Source organism: Streptomyces sp. NPDC057623 (genome assembly GCF_042800355.1).
In the GTDB taxonomy this organism is placed as follows: Bacteria; Actinomycetota; Actinomycetes; order Streptomycetales; family Streptomycetaceae; genus Streptomyces.
On sequence record NZ_JBHVGZ010000055.1, the window covers coordinates 37,592 to 56,783 of the forward strand.

Sequence of the window (19,192 nt, forward strand, 5' to 3'; positions counted from 1 at the left end):
CGCTCAGTTGTCGGGGGTCTCGGTGTCGTAGCGTTCGCGGGCCTCTCGGACCTCGTCGAAGTGGGTCTCCGCCCAGTCCTTCACCGCCGTCAGCAGCAGGGCCAGGTTGCGGCCGAGGGGGGTCAGCTCGTAGTCGACGCGGACCGGGACGGACGGGGTGACGGTGCGGGTGAGCAGGCCGTCGCGTTCCAGTGAGCGCACGGTCTGGGTCAGCATCTTGGGGCTGACGCCGGCGATCTTGCGGCCGAGGTCGCTGTAGCGCAGGGGGCCGGGGGCGAGGGCGGAGACGACGAGGCTGACCCACTTGTCGCTGATGCGGTCCAGGAGCTGGTTGGTGGGGCAGCTCTTGAGGAACGCGTCGTACTCGATACGGGCCTGTTCGCGCCGCTGGGCGGCGGTCGTGGTGGCCATGGCTCACCTCCGGGGTACGTACGCACTCTCAGGTAACTACTTACCAGGGGATAGTAACTCTTCCTAGGGTTGTTTGCAGTGATCGGGAGACCATCCCAGGTGCTGACAATCCGAGGAGAGACGTCATGCGTGCTGTTGTGGTGAACGCGTTCGGCGGGCCGGAGAACGTGGAGGTCGTGCAGGCCGAGGTGCCGGAGCCGGGGGCGCGGGAGATACGGATCAAGGTCGCGGCGGCCGCGCTGAACCCCGTGGACGCGGGCGTGCGGGCCGGTGTCTTCGGGGGCGCGGGGAAGCGGATCGGGCTCGGCTGGGACGTGGCCGGGACGGTGGACGCGGTGGGGGTGGCCACTTCGTGGCGGGTCGGGGACGAGGTCGTCGCCCTGGACTACGGCATGGTCAAGCCGCTCGGCACGCACGCCGACTACGTGGTCGTCCCCACGGACGCCGTCGCCAAGGCACCGGCCACGGTGGACGCCGTCCACGCGGCGACGCTGCCGCTGAACGCGCTGACCGCCGAACAGGCCCTGGATCTGCTGGAGTTGACGCCGGGGCAGTCGCTGCTGGTGACGGGCGCGGCGGGTGCGGTCGGGGCGTACGCCGTCCAGCTCGCGGCGCGCCGGGGGATCTCGGTGACCGGACTGGCGCGGGAGGGGGACGAGGAGTTCGTACGGTCCCTGGGGGCGGCCCGGTTCGCCGCCGGTGCCGTTGACGTGGCGGGCTTCGACGCCGTGCTGGACGCCGCGGTCCTCGGGGAGCCGGCGCTGGCGTGGGTGCGGGACGGGGGCCGGTACGCCGGTGTCATTCCGCAGGCCCAGCCCGCCTCCGTCCGGGGGGTGTGGACCGGTGCGGTCGAGGTGAACCCCGACGGGGCACGGCTGGCGGAGCTGGTGCGGCTGGTGGACGCGGGCGTACTGACGACCCGGGTGGCCGAGACGTTCGCCCTGGACGAGGCCGCCAAGGCGCATGCCCGGCTCGACGAGGGCGGGGTGCGCGGGCGGCTGGTACTGGTGCCGTGACGAGGGCGTGCCCGCGTCGACGGCATTGGCGGCGAGGCGTGTTCGCGCCCTAACTCCCGGCCGCGGCCTCCGCCGCGTACGCCGTCGGCGGCACCCCCACCGTCGCCGTGAAGTCCCGTACCAGATGGGCCTGGTCGGCATAGCCGAGCTCGGCGGCGAGGGTGGCCCAGTCGGTGTCGGTGCCGGCGCGTTCCAGGGCCTCGTGGATGCGGTAGCGGAGGATCACCCACTTCGGGCTCACCCCGACATACGCCGAGAAGAGCCGTTGCAGCGCCCGCACCGACAAGCCGGCGGCCTCGGCGAAGTCGCCTACGCGGCGCACCGTGCGGTCGGTGCGGACGCGGTGGACGAGGTCCACGGCGAGGTCGGCCTGCGGGTCCGGGGCGCAGGGCAGGGCGAGGAGGAAGGCGTCGAGGGCGGCCACGCGGGCGCTGTCGTCGGCCGGGGTGACGATGGTGCGGGCCGCTTCGCCCGTGGCCTGCGGGAACACCTCCTCGGCGGGCAGCGCGCGGCCCGTCCACCGGGACGCCGGGGCCTCGGGCGCGTACGGCCGGAAGCCGCCGGGGCGGAACTTCGCCCCGCAGACCCGGCCCCGTCCGGTCAGCTTCCGGGTGTACAGGCCGAGGGCGACGCCGGTGATCTCGGCGTGCGGCGGACCTTCGGCCTCGTCCCACTGGAAGGTGAGGTTGACGCAGGGGTGCGGGACGACGTGGGAGGCGTAGGGGGCGGGCAGGTCCCAGTCGATGAGCCAGTACCACTCGACGTACCGGCGCAGCGGCTCGGCGGGCTCGTGGCGGCGGAACCGCACGCGGTTCAGCAGCGCGGCCGGGTCGACGATCCCGCGGGTGTCGTGGCGGGGTGCCTCCATGGCCGGATCGTACGTCGCGTTTCTTCAAGAGGGGCAGCGGCGGGTGTCCCTACGGTCGAGGCATGGACACGAACCCTGTGCGGACGTACGGCATCGGTGAGCTGCTGGGCATGGCGCGCGAGCGGGCGGTCCCGGTGGTCCGGGGCATTTCGGACGCCGCCCTCCGCGCTCCCACGCCCTGTGCCGAGTACGACGTGAAAGACCTGGTCAATCATGTCTTCCAGGTCGTCGTGCAGTTCCAGCGGCTGGCCGCGAAGGAGACGTCGGACTTCGGCGAGACGCCGCCCGACCAGGTCGGCGGGAGTCCGCGGTGGCGGGAGCGGCTCATGGACGAGGCGGACCGGCTGGTGTCGGCCTGGTCGGCGCCCGGTGCCGAGGAGGGGACGACCGGCGGGATGAACATGCCCGCTCGGCTGGTGGGCTCGATGGCGCTGCTCGATCTGACCGTGCATGTGTGGGACCTGGCGCGGGCGACGGGCCAGGAGTACCCGGGTGTCGACGAGGCGGTCGTGGCGGAGCTGTCCGGCGCGGTGGACGAGCTGGCGCCGACGGCCAGGAAGATGGGCGTGTTCGGGGAGCCGGTGCCGGCGGCCGAGGACGCGTCGCCCTTCGAGCGACTGCTGGCGCGGACGGGCAGGGATCCGCACTGGGGGTAGTGGGGACGGGCAGGGGTCGGTACGGGGGTGGTCGTGGGCCTTGTGGGATCGCTACGGGGCAGTCCGCGGGCCTGCGGGGACCCGAACTCGGGATGGTCGTGGACCCGCGGCGCTCCCGAACTCGGGATGGTCGCGTCGCAGACCTGCGGAGATCCGATCCGCGCCGCGACCGCCGCCGACCCGTCGGGAATAGTCCCCGACCGGTCCCCGTTCTCCGGGTATAGTTGAACCGTCAACAACCTGGAGGGTGAGCGACCATGCAGTTCGGGATCTTCAGCGTCGGCGACGTCACGCCGGACCCCACGACGGGCCGTACGCCGACCGAACGCGACCGCATCAAGGCCATGGTCGCCATCGCGCTGAAGGCGGAGGAGGTCGGACTCGACGTCTTCGCGACCGGCGAGCACCACAACCCGCCGTTCGTGCCGTCGTCGCCGACGACGATGCTCGGCTACATCGCGGCGCGGACCGAGAGGCTGGTGCTCTCCACCTCCACCACCCTCATCACCACCAACGACCCGGTGAAGATCGCCGAGGACTTCGCGATGCTCCAGCACCTGGCCGACGGCCGGGTCGACCTGATGATGGGCCGCGGCAACACCGGCCCGGTCTACCCCTGGTTCGGCCAGGACATCCGGCAGGGCATCAACCTCGCCATCGAGAACTACGCCCTGCTGCACCGGTTGTGGCGCGAGGACGTCGTGAACTGGGAGGGCAAGTTCCGTACGCCCCTGCAGAGCTTCACGTCCACGCCGCGCCCGCTGGACGGCGTGGCACCGTTCGTCTGGCACGGTTCGATCCGCTCGCCGGAGATCGCCGAGCAGGCCGCGTTCTACGGCGACGGCTTCTTCCACAACAACATCTTCTGGCCTGCCGACCACACCAAGCAGATGGTCGAGCTGTACCGGACCCGCTACGCCCACTACGGGCACGGCACGCCCGAACAGGCGATCGTCGGCCTCGGCGGGCAGGTCTTCATGCGGAGGAACTCCCAGGACGCGATCCGCGAGTTCCGGCCCTACTTCGACAACGCGCCGGTGTACGGGCACGGCCCGTCGCTGGAGGACTTCACCGACCAGACCCCGCTGACCGTCGGCTCCCCGCAACAGGTCATCGAGAAGACGCTCGCCTTCCGCGACTACGCCGGTGACTACCAGCGCCAGCTGTTCCTGATGGACCACGCCGGGCTGCCGCTCAAGACCGTGCTGGAGCAGCTCGACCTGCTCGGCGAGGAGGTCGTGCCGGTGCTGCGCGAGGAGTTCGCGGCGGGGCGCCCCGCCGGGGTGCCGGATGCGCCGACCCACGCTTCTCTCCAGGCCGCTCAGGAGGTGACCACCGTATGAAGCTCGTCGTGGTGTCCGCGGGGCTGAGCGTGCCGTCCTCCACCCGGCTGCTGGGTGACCGGCTGGCGGCCGCCGTAGGCCGGGGGGCCGCGGTGGAGGTGGCGGCCGTTGAGTTGCGTGACCTTGCCGTCGAGATCGCGCACAACTTCACGAACGGGTTCCCGGGGCGGAAGCTCGCCGCCGCGATCGACGCGGTGACCTCGGTGGACGGGCTGATCGTCGTCACGCCGGTCTTCGCCGCCTCGTACAGCGGGCTGTTCAAGTCCTTCTTCGACGTGATCGACAAGGACGCGCTGGCGGGCATGCCCGTGCTGATCGCCGCGACCGGCGGCACGGCCCGGCACTCGCTGGTCCTGGAGCACGCCCTGCGTCCGCTCTTCGCCCACCTGAGGGCCGTGGTCGTGCCGACCGGCGTGTACGCCGCCTCGGAGGACTGGGGCGCGGAGGGGCTGGACGGGCGGATCGAGCGGGCGGCGGGGGAGCTGGCGGGGTTGATGCAGGGTCTGTCGGGAGTCAGGACGGCCGCCGCGGACGAGCTCGTGGTGGTGCCCTTCGCCGAGCAGCTGGCGGCCCTTTCCAGTCCGTCCGGCGCTTGAGGACGAGGCCGTTCAGGCCGAAAGGGGGTCTGTGGGCGGAGCCCTCGGAGGCGGCCGTGTGAGGGTGTGAGCCCAGTAAGAAGGGTGATCGTAAGCTGCCTCACACGGCCGAACCGCCGGAGGCCTTGGCAGACTGAACCCGTGTCCCAGACTGTTCTCCTCGCCGAAGACGACCGCGCCATCCGCCACGCCCTGGAGCGCGCGCTGACCCTGGAGGGCTACCGGGTCACCGCGGTCGCCGACGGTGTCGAGGCGCTGGCGCAGGCCCACCGCACGCCACCGGACGTGCTCGTGCTCGACGTGATGATGCCCGGCATAGACGGGCTCCAGGTCTGCCGGGTGCTGCGCGCCGAGGGCGACCGCACCCCGATCCTGATGCTGACGGCGCTCGTGGAGACCCAGGACCGTATCGCCGGCCTGGACGCGGGCGCCGACGACTACGTGGTGAAGCCCTTCGACGTGGAGGAGGTCTTCGCCCGGCTGCGCGCCCTGCTGCGCCGCACCAGCGAGGCGAACGGCGCCGCCCCCGTCGAGGTGCCGAAGCAGGCCCCCGCCGAGGTGCCCGGCCGGCTGATCGAGGCGGCCGGGCTGCGGATGGACCCGCAGGCACGCCGGGTGTGGCGGGGCGCGCGGGAGCTGGAGCTGACGCGGACCGAGTTCGAGCTGCTGGAGCTGCTGGTCCGCAACGCCGGCATCGTCCTCGACCACTCCACCATCTACGACCGCATCTGGGGCTACGACTTCGGGCCGGGCTCCAAGAACCTCGCCGTCTACGTCGGCTACCTGCGCCGCAAGCTCGACGAGCCGGGCGCCCCGCAGCTGATCCACACGGTGCGCGGGGTGGGTTACGTGCTGCGGGAGGACTGAGTGGGCGCGGCCCGGCGCCGGCTCGGGAGACTGCTCACCGGGCGCCGCAGATCGGGGCTCGGCACCACCTTCGCAGTGTCCTTCGCGACCGTGACCGCCGTGGTCACGGTCCTGGTCGGGCTGCTGTCGTACACCGCCGCCGCCCGGCTGGTGCGGGTGGACCAGGAATCGGTGTTCGACGAGGTCGTGCAGGACCTGCGGGGCGAGGTGCGGCAGCGGCCGATGACCCCGCAGGACTTCTCCTCCTCCGCGCCGGGGCACGATCTCGTACGGCCCGCCCGTACCGATGTGCAGGTGCTGGGCCCGGACGGCGCCGTCGTCGACCCGGGCCGCCCGGGGCTGCCGGTCACGTCCGCCGACCGGCGGATCGCGGCGGACGGGACGGCCGGGCGGATGGTCCAGCACAAGGACGTCGGCGTCGACAGCGACGTCTACCGCATCGCGACCGTCGCGCTCGGCGGCGGGCGGGGTGCGGTGCAGGTGGCCCAGGAGTTCAGCGACACCGAGGACCTGCTGCGGGCCCTGCAGCAGCGGACGCTGCTGCTGATGGCGGCGGTGGTCACGCTCGCCGGGCTCTTCGGCTGGTGGCTGGCCCGGCGCATCACGCGCCGGCTCGTCGCCCTCACCTCCGCCGCCGAGGACGTCGCCCGCACCCGCCGGCTCGGCACCCAGGTGCCGGTCACCGGATACGACGAGGTGGGCCGCCTGGGCCGCGCCTTCGACCGGATGCTGGGTCGGCTGGCCCAGTCGGAGGAGGACCAGCGGCGGCTGGTGCAGGACGCGGGCCACGAACTGCGGACGCCGCTCACCTCGCTGCGTACGAACATCTCCCTGCTGCGCCGCATCGACGAACTGCCGCCCGCCACCCGCGACGAGCTGGTGGCCGACCTGGGGCAGGAGGCACGCGAACTGACCGATCTGGTCAACGAGTTGGTCGACCTGGCGGCCGGGCAGTCCGACACCGAGCCGGCCCAGCGGGTGGACCTCGCCGACATCGCCGAGGAGGTCGCGGGGCTCACCCGGCGGCGTACGGGACGTCGGATCGTGGTCCGCGCGAGCGGCGACACGACTACGGAGGGACGGCCCGGGATGCTCCAGCGCGCGCTGACCAACCTCGTCGAGAACGCCGCGAAGTTCGACCGCGACGGCAGCGCGCCGATCGAGATCAACATCGCCGGGCCCGCCCGTCCCGGGACCGTGCGCGTCGAGGTCCTGGACCGGGGGCCGGGCATCGCCGAGGACGACCTGTTCCGGGTCTTCGACCGCTTCTACCGTGCCGCCGACGCGCGGTCCCTGCCCGGGTCGGGGCTGGGTCTGTCGATCGTCCGGGAGGTGGCGCTGTCGCACGGGGGAGCGCCCTTCGCCTTCCGGCGGGACGGGGGCGGGACGGCGATCGGGTTCACGGTGGGGGGCTCTGCCGGAACGGATCCGGCGGAAGGAGCCCGTTGACGGGCCTCGGCCGGGCGGCTTCGCCTTGGTTCTCCCGGAGTATGGGTGACTGTCCTGCCGCCGCGCGGCGGCTCGGTCGAGGGGAGGAACGTCATCGTGCTGAGTGACGTGGAGGGTGCCGTCCTGGCGGAGATCGACGAGGCCGGGATCGGGCGTACGTTGCTGGAGCTGATCTCGGTGCCGAGTGTCACCGGGAGCGCGGCCGAGTCGGAGCTTCAGCATCTGCTGGCGGGACGGCTGGAGCGGCTCGGCCTGGACGTCGACCTGTGGTCCATGGACCTGGACGCCCTGCGCGCCGACCCGGGCTTCCCGGGCACGGAGGCCGAGCGCGAGGAGGCCTGGGGGCTGGTCGGGGTGACGCAGGACGGCGGCGACGGACCCGCCTTCGTCCTCCAGGGCCATGTCGACGTCGTACCGCCCGGGGATCCGGGCGCGTGGGCCGGCGATCCGTTCGTGCCCAGGGTGACCGGGGACGTCGTGCACGGCCGGGGCGCCTGCGACATGAAGGCCGGGCTGGTGGCCCACCTCGCCGCCCTCACCGCGATACGGGCCGCCGGGGTGCGGCTGCGCGGACGCGTCGGCGTGCACTTCGTCGTGGGGGAGGAGGACGGCGGCCTCGGCGCGTTCGGCACGCTGCGGCGCGGCCACGGGGGAGACGTCTGCGTCATCACCGAGCCGACGGGCGGCGCCCTCGTCACCGCCAACGCCGGCGCGCTGACCTTCCGGATCACCGTGCCCGGCAAGGCGGCGCACGGCAGCTCGCGGGACCAGGGCGTGAGCGCGATCGACGCGTATGTGCCGCTGCACCGGGCGCTGGGCCGCCTGGAGGCCGAGCGCAACCGGGACGTGCATCCCCTGATGGCCGAGCACCCGATCCCGTACGCCCTGTCGGTGGGGACGGCCCGTGCCGGGGACTGGGCGAGCAGCGTGCCCGATCTGCTGGTCGCGGAAGGGCGGCTGGGGGTGCGGCTCGGCGAGAACCCGGCCGAGGCGCGGGCCGCCTTCGAGCGGTGCGTCGCCGAGGCGTGTGACGGCGACCCCTGGCTGCGGGCGCATCCGGCGACGGTGACCTGGCCGGGCGGACGGTTCGCCAGCGGGCGGCTGCCGGAAGGGCATCCGCTGCCGGAGCTGATCCGCGGCGCCCACGCCGACGCCGGGGGAGCGCCGGGGCTGCGGGAGTGCGGGGCGCCGTACGGGAGCGATCTGCGGCTGTACGCCGGGGAGGGCATCGCGACCCTGCAGTTCGGGCCGGGGGACATCAGGGTGGCGCACAGCGAGCGGGAGCAGGTGGCGCTCGCCGAAGTGGTGCAGGTGGCGCGGACGTTGGCGGTGACGGTGGTGCGGGCGGTCGGGGTGAGGTGAGCCACCGTGGGCCACGTACCCGGTCAGCGCTTCCCGCGCAGCGCCCGGAGCACCTCCGCGACGGCCACCAGGATCCGCGCGCGGTCCTTCGACTCGGCTCCGCCGAGGGCGGACCGGACGACGAGAACGGCCGCACAGGCCACGATCAGCAGCATCAGCACGCCGCAGGCGGCGGCGACGAGCACGGGGTCCATCCAGGTTCCTTCCGGAGCACACAAGGTCAGGGGCGACAGGGAGGACAGTGCCCGGGCCGCACGGGCCGGCGTCCTGGCCGGTTTGCTTGATTCCGGGTGATATCGCAGGTCAAAGCGGTAGTGTGCGATGCCACGAGTCGTACGAGTCGTACGAGTCGCGTAGCTCGGCTCACTCGGGCCGCTGTGCGGTGCGGAAGGCGGGGGCGGCGGTGACGGTGGGACCACTCCGGTACGACAGGGCGCTGGCGAGTCTGATCGAGTCGGCCGGGAGCCCCACCGCGGCCGAGTTACGTGCGGAGATCGCGAAGGAGCGGGCGCCGGGCAAGCTCCCTTCGATGCCCTCGATCAGGGATTGGCGCGCGGGAAGAATCCCTCGGGAGCGCGAGGACCTGCACACCTTTCTGAACGCTCTGGTGAGCATCGCGCGTCGTCGGCGCGGAGCCCGGCCGTCGCCCCTCACAGCGCACCAGTGGGAGGCCCTCGCCGCCGAGGCACGTCGAGCGCGCAACAAGCGCTCGGCTGAGCCTCCCGGCCCCCCAGTCGCACCGGTCGGGGCGTCCGCGAGAGGGCAGGCGTGGCTGGACGACGTGACCCATGCCCAGGCGTGGGACTTCGTCGAGCGGGGCTGTGCGGAACGCGCCCAAGCCCTGAAGGAGCAGTGCGGGGGCACCGTGCGTCGGCTGGCCGAGCTCTACGAACGCTCACGCGCCGTCCTCACCGACGATCCGTGGCACGACCCGGACCTGGCCGGGCGCATCACCCGCAGGACCAACTTTCTGCTGCACCACCTTCGCCAGCACCAGCAGGGAGTCCTTGCCCCCGCGGAGGCGGCCCTGCTCGCGCTGCTGCCCTTCCTGCACCAGACGCACGGCACGATCACGGCGGCCGGACTGGCACACGTGGACCCGACGAACCTGGAAAGCCCGGCCAAGGACAGCCCCGAACGCCTGGCGTACGGGATGTTCCTGCGAGCCCACAAGCGGCTCGTCCGCCAGGCCATGCGCGGTGACACGTTGCGGGACCGTCTGGACGGACGCCGGGAGATCGGGTGGTGGCTGTTCCACCAGTGGGCCAAACGGCAGCCCGGGGACACTCGTGCCCTGCTGGCCGCCGCCGACGGCGAGGACGGGAAGGACATCGCCACCGTCCTTGATCCCAGACTGCTGCCACGGTTGCTGTCCTGCGCGCACATGGCGCCGCGCAAGCTGTACGAGGAGGGCCGCACGGCGACGTTGCGGGGCGAGCCCTTCCAGCTCGACTTCGGCGGCCGGGACTGGCAGAAGGTGCGCGAATGGCTGGTGGGACCGCTGTTCGCGATCGCCCACGCCCTGGCGACAGAGGTCACGGAACTCCCCTCGGCGGCCGTCCGCCACGTCGGCATTCCGGACCCGCTGGACCTCGGCCGCCTCTTCACCACCGTGCGGGAGGCGTCCTGGACCGTCCACCGGGACGTTCTCGGGCTCGACGCGACCTGTGATCACCCGGCTGCCGTGGCCGCGCTGTCCGAGCACGCCCAGCTCGTGGACACCCTGCTGCGCGGTGCGCGCCGGGCCAGGCTGGTGGGGGAGGGAGGAGTCGGCGCGCTGCCCGTGTACGCCCACGCCGACGAGGTGCACGAGGCACATGAGGCGGACGACGGGGTCGGGCCGGGGAAGCCGGGCGAGGTGATCCGTTTCCGTCTCGACGAGGAACGCATCCAGGAACTGCTCATGGGCGAGAACCTCTATCGCGACCGCAGCCTCGCCATCCGCGAGCTCTACCAGAACGCCCTGGACGCCTGCCGCTACCGCAGGGCGCGCCAGCACGCACGCGACGGACACGACACCTTCAAGGGCGAGATCACCTTCGTCCAGGACTTCGACGAGGCGGAGGGCCGCCACTACCTGGAGTGTGAGGACAACGGCATCGGCATGGACGAGACCGTGCTGGCGGACGTCTTCTCCCGGGCCGGAGTGCGCTTCACGGACCTCGCCCGCTTCCAGGAGGAGCAGCAGGACTGGGAGAGGCAGGGCATCACCGTCCACCCGAACAGCAGGTTCGGTATCGGCGTGCTCAGCTACTTCATGATCGCGGACGAGATCCGGGTCACGACCTGCCCCATGGACGGCGGCGACAACGGACGACTGGAGGAGCTGACCGTCCTGATCACCGGACCCGGCCACTACTTCAGGGTCCGCAAGACCGACCGCCCCACGGGCCGGGTCGGCACCCGGGTGCGCCTCTACCTCCGGGACGAGGCCAAGGCGCCCTCCTGCGTACGGGAGTTGCGCCGGCTCCTGGGCATCGCGGAGTTCCGCACCGTCGCCAGGCACGGCAGCCAGAAGGAGATCTGGAACCGCGGAGAACTGCGCCCCCGGAGGGCTCCCGCGGGCCGAGTAGACGGCCACGTGGCCCACGGGCACACGGTCGCCTGGCCGGAGGAGGGCTACGGGTCCGACGGGCAGGTGATCTGGTGTGAGGAGGGCGGCGGTGTCCTGGTCGACGGCATCTACACCGAGCCCAGGGTGCGGCGTGGGGTGCTGACCGATCCGGCGGGCGAACGCCGCCCGCGTGGTGTCGTGGTCAACCTGACCGGCAGGACCCGCCCCCGCGATCTGTCCGTGGACCGGACCGAGATTCTGGACGACGACGTGTGCCGAACGGTGGAGGGGCTCGTCAGGGATGCCCTGCCCACTCTGCTCTCCGCCGATCCCCCGTTGCTGAGCGGCGGTTGGCTGGCCGAAGTCGCAGGTCACAGTCCCCGGCTCGCGGACATCGTGACCGAGGCGGCCGGAGAGGCCGGGGTCCAACTGGAACTGCACGGCCACCCCGCATCCGTCGCCACGGTCGGGTTCTTCCCGGTGGACACTCACCTCGTCCACAAGGCGGACTCGGGTACCCGGAAGCCTGGCGTGGGATCGACAGGCATGCCGGGAGGCGAGGTCTACGGCAGCCCGGACGACGTCACGCTGCTGTGGCGACTGCTCGCCCACCGGCCGAACGCGGAGCTGTCGACACTGACCGAAATCGTGCCCGAACTCTCGCGAGTGACGGCGGTTCTCGCCGCCCGGCCGTCGGATTTCCTGCTGCGCACCACTGGCTCGGGGGTATGGAACAGCCGGCGCTGGCCCGACCCGGAAGACCGCGCCGCCCTGATGGTGCGTCCCGGACATGCCCTTGCCGTGGCGGAGTCCTGTGGGATGTCGTACGAGGCGGCTGTCTCCCGCATGGAACAGCTTGGTCTTCCCCACCCGGGGCGGCCCGGCGGCGCCGTCAGGGTCGACGCGACCGGAGTGGCGCTGCTCGACGAGCGACTGGGGGGCGGTGACTGGTGCGACGTCGGAGAGACCATTCCGCCGGGGCATCTCCTCAAGGCGGGCCTGGCGCTGAACATCGGGGTCGACGAGGCCGTTGAGCGGATGAGGGCCTTCGGCTTCACCCCACCGCCCGAACAGGACATGCCGAACGAGACTCCCGAGGACTGGGTGGTGAGTCTCCTCAGCCGGGACATGGACGCCGCCGCTCCGTGGCTGGACCTCGACGAGCCCGTGACGGCAGGACACATACTGCGCGGGGTCGTGAAACTGGGCCGTGCCTTCCCTGAGGTTGTCGCGTGGCTCCGGGCATACGGGTACCGTCCGGCCCTCGGCTCCCTGGACGCGTCGTCCGTCCAGGAACTGCTGCGACAGGCGACGGAGTGGGGCTGGGGCGAGAACGAGCTCGCTTACCTCGGAGTCGGGGAGGCGGTACCGCCGGGCCTCGTCGCTCGCGCGTCGCTCGTGTCGGACGTCCCCCTGCTCGGTGTCGCCCGGCGCATCGGGGAACTGGGCTTCGCCACCGGACCCCTGCCAGAGCGGGTCCACACGGCGGATCCCGCGATCCTGAGTGCCTACGGCGAGACCGACTGGCACGAGGTCGACGAGGAGGTCGGCCTGCACTCCCTGCTGGACGTCGCCCGGATGGCCGGACTGTCGCCGGCGGCGGTGGCGTCGCGGCTCCGCGCCTACGGTGTGCTGCCACCGGATGTGGACCTTCCCGAACATGCCGCCCCGGATGACGGCGAGTTGCTCCGCCGGATCTGGTACGACCTGCCGGAAGAGGCGAAGCTGTGTCGGGACCAGCCCGTGCCCGTGCCCGCAGTGATCCGGGCTGCGGAGAAACTGCGTATATCGCCGCAAACCGCAGCGGATCGCCTCGTCCGTTACGGCCTGCGCACCGTGCCCGCCACAGTGCTGCCGACCAAGGCGGGCAGGGACGACACGGAACTCCTGAGCTCCGGGCTCGGTCACGCCGCGCCCTGGCTCGAATGGGGCAAGCCGGTGCCGGTCCACCATCTCGTCTCGGTGCCGCACCAGCTGATGATGGAGCAGGACGAGGCCGTTGCCCGGCTGGACGCTTTCGGCCTGAGCATCCCCGAGCATGAGCTGGGCAGCCTGGACGCGACCGACCGGCGCCTGTGCGTCGAGGAGTACGCGCAGGGCGGGGTCAGCACGCGCCTCCCCCTGACGCTGGGCCACCCGATCCTCGACTTCCTCAGCATCGTCCGCTTCGCCGGCCTCCCCCTGGGCGACCTTCTGTCGCGCCTCACCCGCCTCGGCGTGGAACTGCCCCGCGTGGCCGAAGCCGTCCGCGCCGCTCTGCCGCACGTCCCCGGTCTGGTCATGGCGCCGGAGGAGCCGTCGGGCCCGTGAAAGGGTCCTGTGTCCGTCCGTATGAAGTCCCGTGAAAGCGGTCACTGTTGGGCCACCGCTCCGTACACTCCGTGACCGTGTTGACGCTACAGGCCGGGCATGAGGTCGCCGGTCGCTACCTTCTCAGGGAACCCATCGGCAGAGGCGGGATGGGGGTCGTGTGGCTGGCGTGGGACGGGACGCTGAAGCGGACCGTCGCGGTCAAGTGCGCGCGTCCGGACGACGAGCAGGCCGCCAGGAGGCTCAAGAAGGAGGCGCAGTACGCGGCGCGGCTGCACCATCCGAACATCGTGCCGGTCTTCGACTTCGTGGAGGAGCCGGACGGGAGGACCGGCGGTGAGGCCGTCTGCTGGATCGTCATGGAGTACGTCCCCTCCCGCAGCCTCGCCCAGCTCGTCGACGACAGCGGCGGCACGCTCCCGCCCGAGGACGCCGGGTCCGTCGGCTGCCAGATCGCGGCCGCGCTGGCGAAGTCCCACGCGTCGGGCGTCGTGCACGGCGACGTCACGCCGGAGAACATCCTGGTCACCGAGGACGGCATCGCCCGGCTGACCGACTTCGGCATCGCCCGCGCCCTATGGAGCGACGTCACCCAGACGCACACGACGACGGGCCTGGTGCGGGGCAAGCCCAAGTACCTCGCACCCGAGTTGGCCAAGGGGCGGCCCGCCGACGAGAAGGCCGACGTGTTCTCCCTCGGCGCCAGCCTGTACGCGTCGGTCGAGGGCCACTCGCCGTACGGCGAGGTCGACCACCCGATGGCCTACGTCGCCCGGGCCATCGAGGGGCACCTCGAACCCGCCGAGCGGGCCGGTCGGCTCACCGCCCTGCTGACCGCGTTGCTGGAGCTGGACGCCCGGCGCCGCCCCGACGCCGCCGAGGCGCACCGGCTGCTGACGCGGGCCGCCCCGCCGCCCCCGGACGTCCAGGGCAGACTGCGCGACCAGGACACCCACACCCACACCCTGCCCCTCGTCTCTTTCACGCTGCGCCTGCCGCGTGCCGTACGCCGTCGGCGCCGCCCCCTGGCGATCGGGGCGGGGGCGCTGGCGACGGCGGCCGCGGTCACGGCCGGGATCCTCCTCCTCACGTCGGGCAGCGGCCACGACGACCAGGGCCGGGCGCCCGGCGCGACGCCCTCCGCCACGGTCACCGTGCGGGCGGGCGCCATCGGCGACGCCCGCACGGCAGATCCCTGCAAGCTGCTCGACGCCACCTCCCTGAGCCGCTTCGGCGACACCGAACTCGATCCGGACTACGGCGAGTTGGACCGCTGTGACGTGCTGGTCCTGGACGACGACGGGGACGAGCTGGCCGGCGTCGAGGTCAACTTCTCCAGTGAGGCCAGGGAGTTCGACGGCAGCGTGGCCGTGCGGCGGGCCGGCAACGTCGAGGTCGCGAGCATGACGCGCGACGGCGACGACTGCGAGCGGTACATCGCGACCGCCGACCACCGGGGGATCCTGGTCATCGGGTCGCGGAGGGACGCCGGTGCGCCCGACCCCTGTGCCCTGGCCGACGCCGCCACCGACCACGCGGTCACGGTGCTGGACCGGGGCCCGGTGCCCCGGCGCTCACCGTCCTGGCCCGCCACCTCCCTCGCCCGGCTCGACGCCTGCGCACTGCTCGACACCACCGCGCTGGAGCGGGTGCCGGACCTGCGGACCCGGCCGTCGGACCACGGATTCGCCGACTGGGCCTGCGACTGGTCGAGCGCGGACGGCGACAGCGCCTTCGTCCAGCTGACGTTCACCCGGGACAACCGGCTGGAGGACAACGGGCGGCCGACGTCCCTCGCCGGGACGACGAGCTACGTCTCACCGGAGGAGGAGGGCGACCGCAGCTGCGTGGTCCACGCACCGCACCGTACGTACACCAACGCCGTCGGAGACCGGACGACCGAGCTGTTCCGGCTGACCGTGCGGGGGCGGCAGCCGACCGGGAAGACTTGTGCCCTGGCCGAGGAGCTGTCGGCCACCGCGCTGAAGAACATCGCCGAGCAGCTGCCGGAGGGGACATGATCGCAGGCCACCGACCCCATCGACCCCACCGACCCGTCGAGGAGGGACGGGTACGGACCGTCCCCGGCTCCCGCGCCCTGCCGCCCACCCACGGCAGCCTCGCCCGGGGCGCCGCCGCCCCCGTCCCCGGCACGCTCTTCGTCCTCGCGCTCGGCGGCGGCATGACCCTGGGCCCGGGGGAGGGCCGCGAGGTGCTGTTCGGGCGCAACCGGCCCGAGGTACACGTCTGTCTGGGCGAGGACGACCCCCAGGTCAGCCGCCACCACGGCACCCTCACCCACCGCGAGGGGCGCTGGTGGGTGAGCAACACCGGGCGGCTGCCGATCCGTTGCGCGGCCGGCCGGCTGCTGTTCCGGGGCGAGGAACCGCTGCCTCTCGACACCGGCTACACCCCGCTGTTCGCCGGCGGTTCGCGGGGCCGCGAGCATCTGCTGGAGGTCTTCGTCACCGATGCCGAGGGCGGGCACCGGACACCACGGCACGCGGACGTCACCCGGCCGCCCCGGGTGTGGACGTTCACCGAACAGGAGCGGCTCGTCCTGGTCGCCCTCGGCCGGCGCTACCTGCTGCACGAACCGCGCCCGCAGCCCCTGACCTGGCGGCAGACGGCCGCGCAGCTCGCCGAGGTGCGGCCGGGGGAGGGCTGGACGGACAAGCGCGTCGAGCACCTCGTCAACGCCGTACGCCTGCGGTTGTCCCGCGACGGGGTGCCCGGACTGACCCGTGAGGAGGTGGGCGAGCCGGTCGGCAACGCGCTCAACGACCATCTGATCCGCGCCCTGCTGGCCTCGACGACGCTCGTGCCGATGGACCTGGCCCTGATCGACGGGGCGTGACGCCCCGGCCGCCAGCCCATCGGCCACCGGCCCCCGGGGGCTCTTCCCCGGGCGCGTCGCAACGCTCCCCCGCCATGACGACGACCACCACGATGCCCACCACGTGATCGTCGAGGGCTGCACCGTGGACGCGCCGCATGCGCCCGGCATCGAGATCACCGGCGACGACATCACCGTACGGAACAGCACACCGTGACCGGCACCGCCGCCATCGGCCTGGCCCCCGGTGCGACCGCCGCGCACGTCGGCGGGAACGAGGTGAGTCCACGGATCCGGTATGACAGTCGTTATAGAGCGGTGTAGCTTGTGGGTGCTGTCTATAACGACTGTCATAAGGGACTGCCATGACGATCATCACCGTGAACACGCCCGCGGGACGCCTGAGCCTCGAACAGCGCCGTGAGCTGGCCGAGACGCTCACGGACGCCGTGCTGGTGCCCGAGGTGGGCCGGTTCGCGCCGGCCGCGCGGGTCGGGATCCAGGTGCACTTCGTCGAGCGTGAGCGCGACATGATGGCCATCGGCGGCCGGCTGCTGGCGGACGCCGGGCAGGAACTCGACGTGATGGTGATCGACCTGGCGGTCATGGACGCCGCCTGGCAGCCGGACGTCCGGGCCCAGGTCATCGAGAGGGTGCTGGCCGCGCTGGTGGCGGCCTGCGGGGTAGAGAAGCCGTCGCCCGCGTGGTGGGTCAACTTCCGTGTGATCGACGAGGGCAGCTGGGGTTCCTCCGGCGGTGCGCTGTCCGTCCTGTCCCTGCTCGACAGCGGTGTGTTCACCGAGGAGCGGGCCGAGGCGGTGCGCGCCGCGCTGGGCGGGTGAGGGGGCGCCCGTCGTTAAGCCGGCCCAGGCGGACAGTAGTCCGCTATCGGGGGCGTGCGGCGGGAGGGCCGGTGGGGTCGAGGAGCGGTACGCCGCAGCGCTCGGACGCGCAGCGCAATCGTGAGCGCATCCTGGAGGTCGCGCTGGCGGAGCTGTCGCGCTCGCCGGACGCCCCGCTGAGCGTGATCGCCAAGAAGGCGGGGGTCGGGCAGGGCACGTTCTACCGCAACTTCCCGAGCCGTGAGGCGCTCGTCCTGGAGGTTCACTGGCGCGAGGTGCGGCAACTCACCGACAGCGCGGCCGAGTTGGTCAGGTCGCGGGAGCCCGACCAGGCGCTGCGGGCCTGGATGGACGCTCTCACCCACTTCGCCCTGGCCAAGTCCGGGCTGGCCGACGCCCTGCGGCGGGCCACGAGCGCGACCGGCGGTCCGGACCGGCCCGGATACTCGCTGGTGGTCGCGGCGATCGACCTCCTGCTCGACGCCAACCACGAGGCGGGCACCATCCGGCCCGGCGTGACGGCTGACGACTTCGTCCTCGCCATCGCCGGTATCTGGCAGCTCGACCCCGAGGGGGACTGGCGGCCCCGGGCGACCCGGCTGCTGGACCTCGTCATGGACGGGCTGCGCGCGGGGGCGCCTGGGCGGGAGTGAGGGCGTCGGTGCCGACGGCGGCGGCACCATCCTGTTAAGCGGACAGTTGTCCGATGCGATTCCTGATCGTAGCGGACAACTATCCGCTTTCCTGCCCGCGCTTCGGAAGAGGTCCCCTGCCATGAAGCTGCTCGTCCTCGGCGCCACCGGTCCCACTGGTCGCCATCTCGTCGACCTGGCCCTGCGTTCCGGCGACTCCGCCACGGCCCTCGTGCGCAACCCGGCGGGCCTGGGCGACCTGGCCGACCGGGTCACGCGGTCACCGGGGACGCCACCGCGCGCGGCGACGTCTCCGCCGCCGCTGCCGGACGCGACGTGATCGTCTCCGCCCTCGGTAGGGGCAACTCGGTGCGCGCCGACGGCCTCTTCACGCGCGCCTCGGCGGCCGTGCTGGTGGCGGCGGCGCAGACGGGGGTGTCCCGCCTGGTGTGGTTGTCGTCCTTCGGCGTCGGCCACACTTTCGACTGGTCGAGCGCGACGCGGAAGCTGATCTACACCACGCTGCTGCGCTCGCTCTACGCGGACAAGGCGATCGCGGACGACGGCATCCGCTCCAGCGGGCTGGACTGGACCGTCGTCCTCCCGACCAAGCTGACCAACGGCCCGGCCAAGGGCACGTTCCTCGCGGACGACCGGCTGCCGATGAAGGGCGCCCCGTCGATCAGCCGGGCGGACGTCGCCGCCTTCATGCTCCGGGCGGCGCACGGGGACGAGTGGATCCACCGCAGCCCTGTGATCACCGGCTGACGGCCGGGTCCTTGATCGTGGTGAGGATCAGCGCCCGCAACTGCTCGGCGGTCCGGTCGAGAGGCTCGATGCTGCGCTTCGCCCGGCACATCGCCACCGTCCCCTCGACGGCCGCGACGACGAGTGTCGCGACCTGGGCGGCCTGCCCGGGATCGGCGCCGTGCGCGCGCAGTGAGCCGGCCAGCAGGCCCTCCCACTCTTCGAACACCTCGGCGGCGGCCAGCAGGGCGGCCGGTGTCTCGTCGGCCGGGGGCTCCTCGATGGAGACGGCGAGAACCGGGCAGCCCGCCCGGAAGTCGGTGTCGACGACGATCTTGCGCCACAGGTCGAGGAACGCGCGCAACCCGGCCACCGGCCCGCCGGCGTCGAGTTCCTTGCGCAGGCCGCGGGCGACCCACGCACCCGTGTAGCGGACGGCCTCGGTGGCCAACTGCTGCTTGCCGTCGGGGAAGTAGTGGTATGTCGAGCCGAGCGGCGCCCGGGCGTGCTTGGCCGTGTCGCGGATGCTCGTCGCGTTCAGGCCGCGCCGGCTGATCATGTCGGCCGCACCTGCCACGATCCGTTCCCGGGCCGTCGGGCTGGGCTTGCTCACGTGCGCGGTCCCTTCTGACCCCACTGGATATAACGACCGTCATAGTCTAGCGTGACTGCCGTCTATAACGACTGTCATATACCTGTGCCG

19 protein-coding genes are annotated in these 19,192 nt (G+C 72.3%); 14 read left to right on the plus strand and 5 right to left on the minus strand.

Features of this window, described 5'->3' with window-relative positions; translation table 11 throughout:
* Positions 1–3: 3 nt before the first annotated feature.
* Entirely contained in the window at positions 4–411 is a 408-nt protein-coding gene (locus ACFU95_RS37365) for a winged helix-turn-helix transcriptional regulator (RefSeq protein WP_383837662.1), read from the minus strand.
* A 125-nt stretch (positions 412–536) separates the two neighbouring features.
* Here ACFU95_RS37365 and ACFU95_RS37370 point away from each other — a divergent pair, with 125 nt between their 5' ends.
* Positions 537–1,427 (plus strand): NADP-dependent oxidoreductase, encoded by an 891-nt coding sequence (locus ACFU95_RS37370; protein WP_383837665.1) that lies wholly within the window; start codon positions 537–539, stop codon positions 1,425–1,427.
* Between the two features lie 49 nt (positions 1,428–1,476).
* On the opposite strand, the gene ACFU95_RS37375 is transcribed toward ACFU95_RS37370, so the two are convergent.
* On the minus strand, positions 1,477–2,295 hold the full coding sequence (locus tag ACFU95_RS37375; RefSeq protein WP_383837668.1) for a DUF6597 domain-containing transcriptional factor: 819 nt from the start codon (positions 2,293–2,295) through the stop codon (positions 1,477–1,479).
* Positions 2,296–2,357: 62 nt separating this feature from the next.
* On the opposite strand from ACFU95_RS37375, the gene ACFU95_RS37380 reads away from it, so the two are divergent.
* From ACFU95_RS37380 to ACFU95_RS37405, 6 genes are all read left to right on the plus strand, one after another.
* Positions 2,358–2,951 (plus strand): TIGR03086 family metal-binding protein, encoded by a 594-nt coding sequence (locus tag ACFU95_RS37380; protein WP_383837671.1) that lies wholly within the window; start codon positions 2,358–2,360, stop codon positions 2,949–2,951.
* Positions 2,952–3,208: 257 nt separating this feature from the next.
* Positions 3,209–4,294: an LLM class flavin-dependent oxidoreductase gene (locus tag ACFU95_RS37385; protein WP_383837674.1), complete on the plus strand. Its 1,086-nt coding sequence runs from the start codon at positions 3,209–3,211 to the stop codon at positions 4,292–4,294.
* The gene (locus tag ACFU95_RS37390) at positions 4,291–4,890 is read left to right on the plus strand and encodes an FMN reductase (protein ID WP_383837677.1); all 600 of its coding nucleotides are present in this window, start codon (positions 4,291–4,293) and stop codon (positions 4,888–4,890) included. The genes ACFU95_RS37385 and ACFU95_RS37390 overlap by 4 nt, the downstream gene beginning before the upstream one ends.
* A gap of 141 nt (positions 4,891–5,031) precedes the next feature.
* The gene (locus ACFU95_RS37395) at positions 5,032–5,757 is read left to right on the plus strand and encodes a response regulator transcription factor (protein ID WP_383837680.1); all 726 of its coding nucleotides are present in this window, start codon (positions 5,032–5,034) and stop codon (positions 5,755–5,757) included.
* Complete coding sequence (locus ACFU95_RS37400; RefSeq protein ID WP_383837683.1) at positions 5,758–7,206, plus strand: ATP-binding protein; 1,449 nt, start codon at positions 5,758–5,760, stop codon at positions 7,204–7,206.
* 96 nt (positions 7,207–7,302) lie between these two features.
* Entirely contained in the window at positions 7,303–8,568 is a 1,266-nt protein-coding gene (locus ACFU95_RS37405) for an ArgE/DapE family deacylase (RefSeq protein ID WP_383837758.1), read from the plus strand.
* 23 nt (positions 8,569–8,591) lie between these two features.
* On the opposite strand, the gene ACFU95_RS37410 is transcribed toward ACFU95_RS37405, so the two are convergent.
* On the minus strand, positions 8,592–8,762 hold the full coding sequence (locus ACFU95_RS37410; RefSeq protein ID WP_383837686.1) for a hypothetical protein: 171 nt from the start codon (positions 8,760–8,762) through the stop codon (positions 8,592–8,594).
* Positions 8,763–8,931: 169 nt separating this feature from the next.
* Positions 8,932–9,087 carry a hypothetical protein gene (locus ACFU95_RS37415; protein WP_383837689.1) on the minus strand — a complete coding sequence of 52 codons (156 nt, stop codon included), beginning with the start codon at positions 9,085–9,087 and terminating at the stop codon, positions 8,932–8,934.
* Between the two features lie 262 nt (positions 9,088–9,349).
* On the opposite strand from ACFU95_RS37415, the gene ACFU95_RS37420 reads away from it, so the two are divergent.
* The 7 genes from ACFU95_RS37420 (at position 9,350) to ACFU95_RS37450 (ending at position 18,510) form a co-directional block, all read left to right on the plus strand.
* Positions 9,350–13,432, plus strand: coding sequence for a hypothetical protein (locus ACFU95_RS37420; protein WP_383837692.1), 4,083 nt, complete (start codon positions 9,350–9,352; stop codon positions 13,430–13,432).
* A 77-nt stretch (positions 13,433–13,509) separates the two neighbouring features.
* Positions 13,510–15,453 (plus strand): protein kinase, encoded by a 1,944-nt coding sequence (locus ACFU95_RS37425; protein WP_383837695.1) that lies wholly within the window; start codon positions 13,510–13,512, stop codon positions 15,451–15,453.
* Positions 15,450–16,289: an FHA domain-containing protein gene (locus ACFU95_RS37430; RefSeq protein WP_383837698.1), complete on the plus strand. Its 840-nt coding sequence runs from the start codon at positions 15,450–15,452 to the stop codon at positions 16,287–16,289. The genes ACFU95_RS37425 and ACFU95_RS37430 overlap by 4 nt, the downstream gene beginning before the upstream one ends.
* Positions 16,290–16,633: 344 nt before the next feature.
* Complete coding sequence (locus ACFU95_RS37435) at positions 16,634–17,110, plus strand: 4-oxalocrotonate tautomerase family protein (RefSeq protein ID WP_383837701.1); 477 nt, start codon at positions 16,634–16,636, stop codon at positions 17,108–17,110.
* Between the two features lie 71 nt (positions 17,111–17,181).
* Positions 17,182–17,763, plus strand: a complete 582-nt coding sequence (locus tag ACFU95_RS37440) for a TetR/AcrR family transcriptional regulator (protein ID WP_383837704.1) — start codon at positions 17,182–17,184, stop codon at positions 17,761–17,763.
* Between the two features lie 121 nt (positions 17,764–17,884).
* Positions 17,885–18,082 carry an NAD(P)H-binding protein gene (locus tag ACFU95_RS37445; RefSeq protein WP_383837707.1) on the plus strand — a complete coding sequence of 66 codons (198 nt, stop codon included), beginning with the start codon at positions 17,885–17,887 and terminating at the stop codon, positions 18,080–18,082.
* Positions 18,079–18,510 carry an NAD(P)-dependent oxidoreductase gene (locus ACFU95_RS37450; RefSeq protein ID WP_383837710.1) on the plus strand — a complete coding sequence of 144 codons (432 nt, stop codon included), beginning with the start codon at positions 18,079–18,081 and terminating at the stop codon, positions 18,508–18,510. Before ACFU95_RS37445 ends, ACFU95_RS37450 begins: the two co-directional genes overlap by 4 nt.
* Here ACFU95_RS37450 and ACFU95_RS37455 read toward each other — a convergent pair.
* A complete protein-coding gene (locus ACFU95_RS37455) occupies positions 18,500–19,102 on the minus strand; it encodes a TetR/AcrR family transcriptional regulator (RefSeq protein ID WP_383837713.1) in 603 nt (200 codons plus the stop codon). The two genes, ACFU95_RS37450 and ACFU95_RS37455, sit on opposite strands and share 11 nt — an antisense overlap.
* Positions 19,103–19,192: the final 90 nt, after the last annotated feature.

What these genes read in the sequence shown, in the direction of transcription:
- ACFU95_RS37365 (WP_383837662.1), bottom strand. Translation starts at nt 411, where the DNA reads ATGGCCACCACGACCGCCGCCCAGCGGCGCGAACAGGCCCGTATCGAG.
- ACFU95_RS37445 (WP_383837707.1), top strand. Translation starts at nt 17,885, where the DNA reads ATGAAGCTGCTCGTCCTCGGCGCCACCGGTCCCACTGGTCGCCATCTC.
- ACFU95_RS37410 (WP_383837686.1), bottom strand. Translation starts at nt 8,762, where the DNA reads ATGGACCCCGTGCTCGTCGCCGCCGCCTGCGGCGTGCTGATGCTGCTG.
- ACFU95_RS37390 (WP_383837677.1), top strand. Translation starts at nt 4,291, where the DNA reads ATGAAGCTCGTCGTGGTGTCCGCGGGGCTGAGCGTGCCGTCCTCCACC.
- ACFU95_RS37370 (WP_383837665.1), top strand. Translation starts at nt 537, where the DNA reads ATGCGTGCTGTTGTGGTGAACGCGTTCGGCGGGCCGGAGAACGTGGAG.
- ACFU95_RS37385 (WP_383837674.1), top strand. Translation starts at nt 3,209, where the DNA reads ATGCAGTTCGGGATCTTCAGCGTCGGCGACGTCACGCCGGACCCCACG.
- ACFU95_RS37430 (WP_383837698.1), top strand. Translation starts at nt 15,450, where the DNA reads ATGATCGCAGGCCACCGACCCCATCGACCCCACCGACCCGTCGAGGAG.
- ACFU95_RS37380 (WP_383837671.1), top strand. Translation starts at nt 2,358, where the DNA reads ATGGACACGAACCCTGTGCGGACGTACGGCATCGGTGAGCTGCTGGGC.
- ACFU95_RS37435 (WP_383837701.1), top strand. Translation starts at nt 16,634, where the DNA reads ATGACGATCATCACCGTGAACACGCCCGCGGGACGCCTGAGCCTCGAA.
- ACFU95_RS37375 (WP_383837668.1), bottom strand. Translation starts at nt 2,295, where the DNA reads ATGGAGGCACCCCGCCACGACACCCGCGGGATCGTCGACCCGGCCGCG.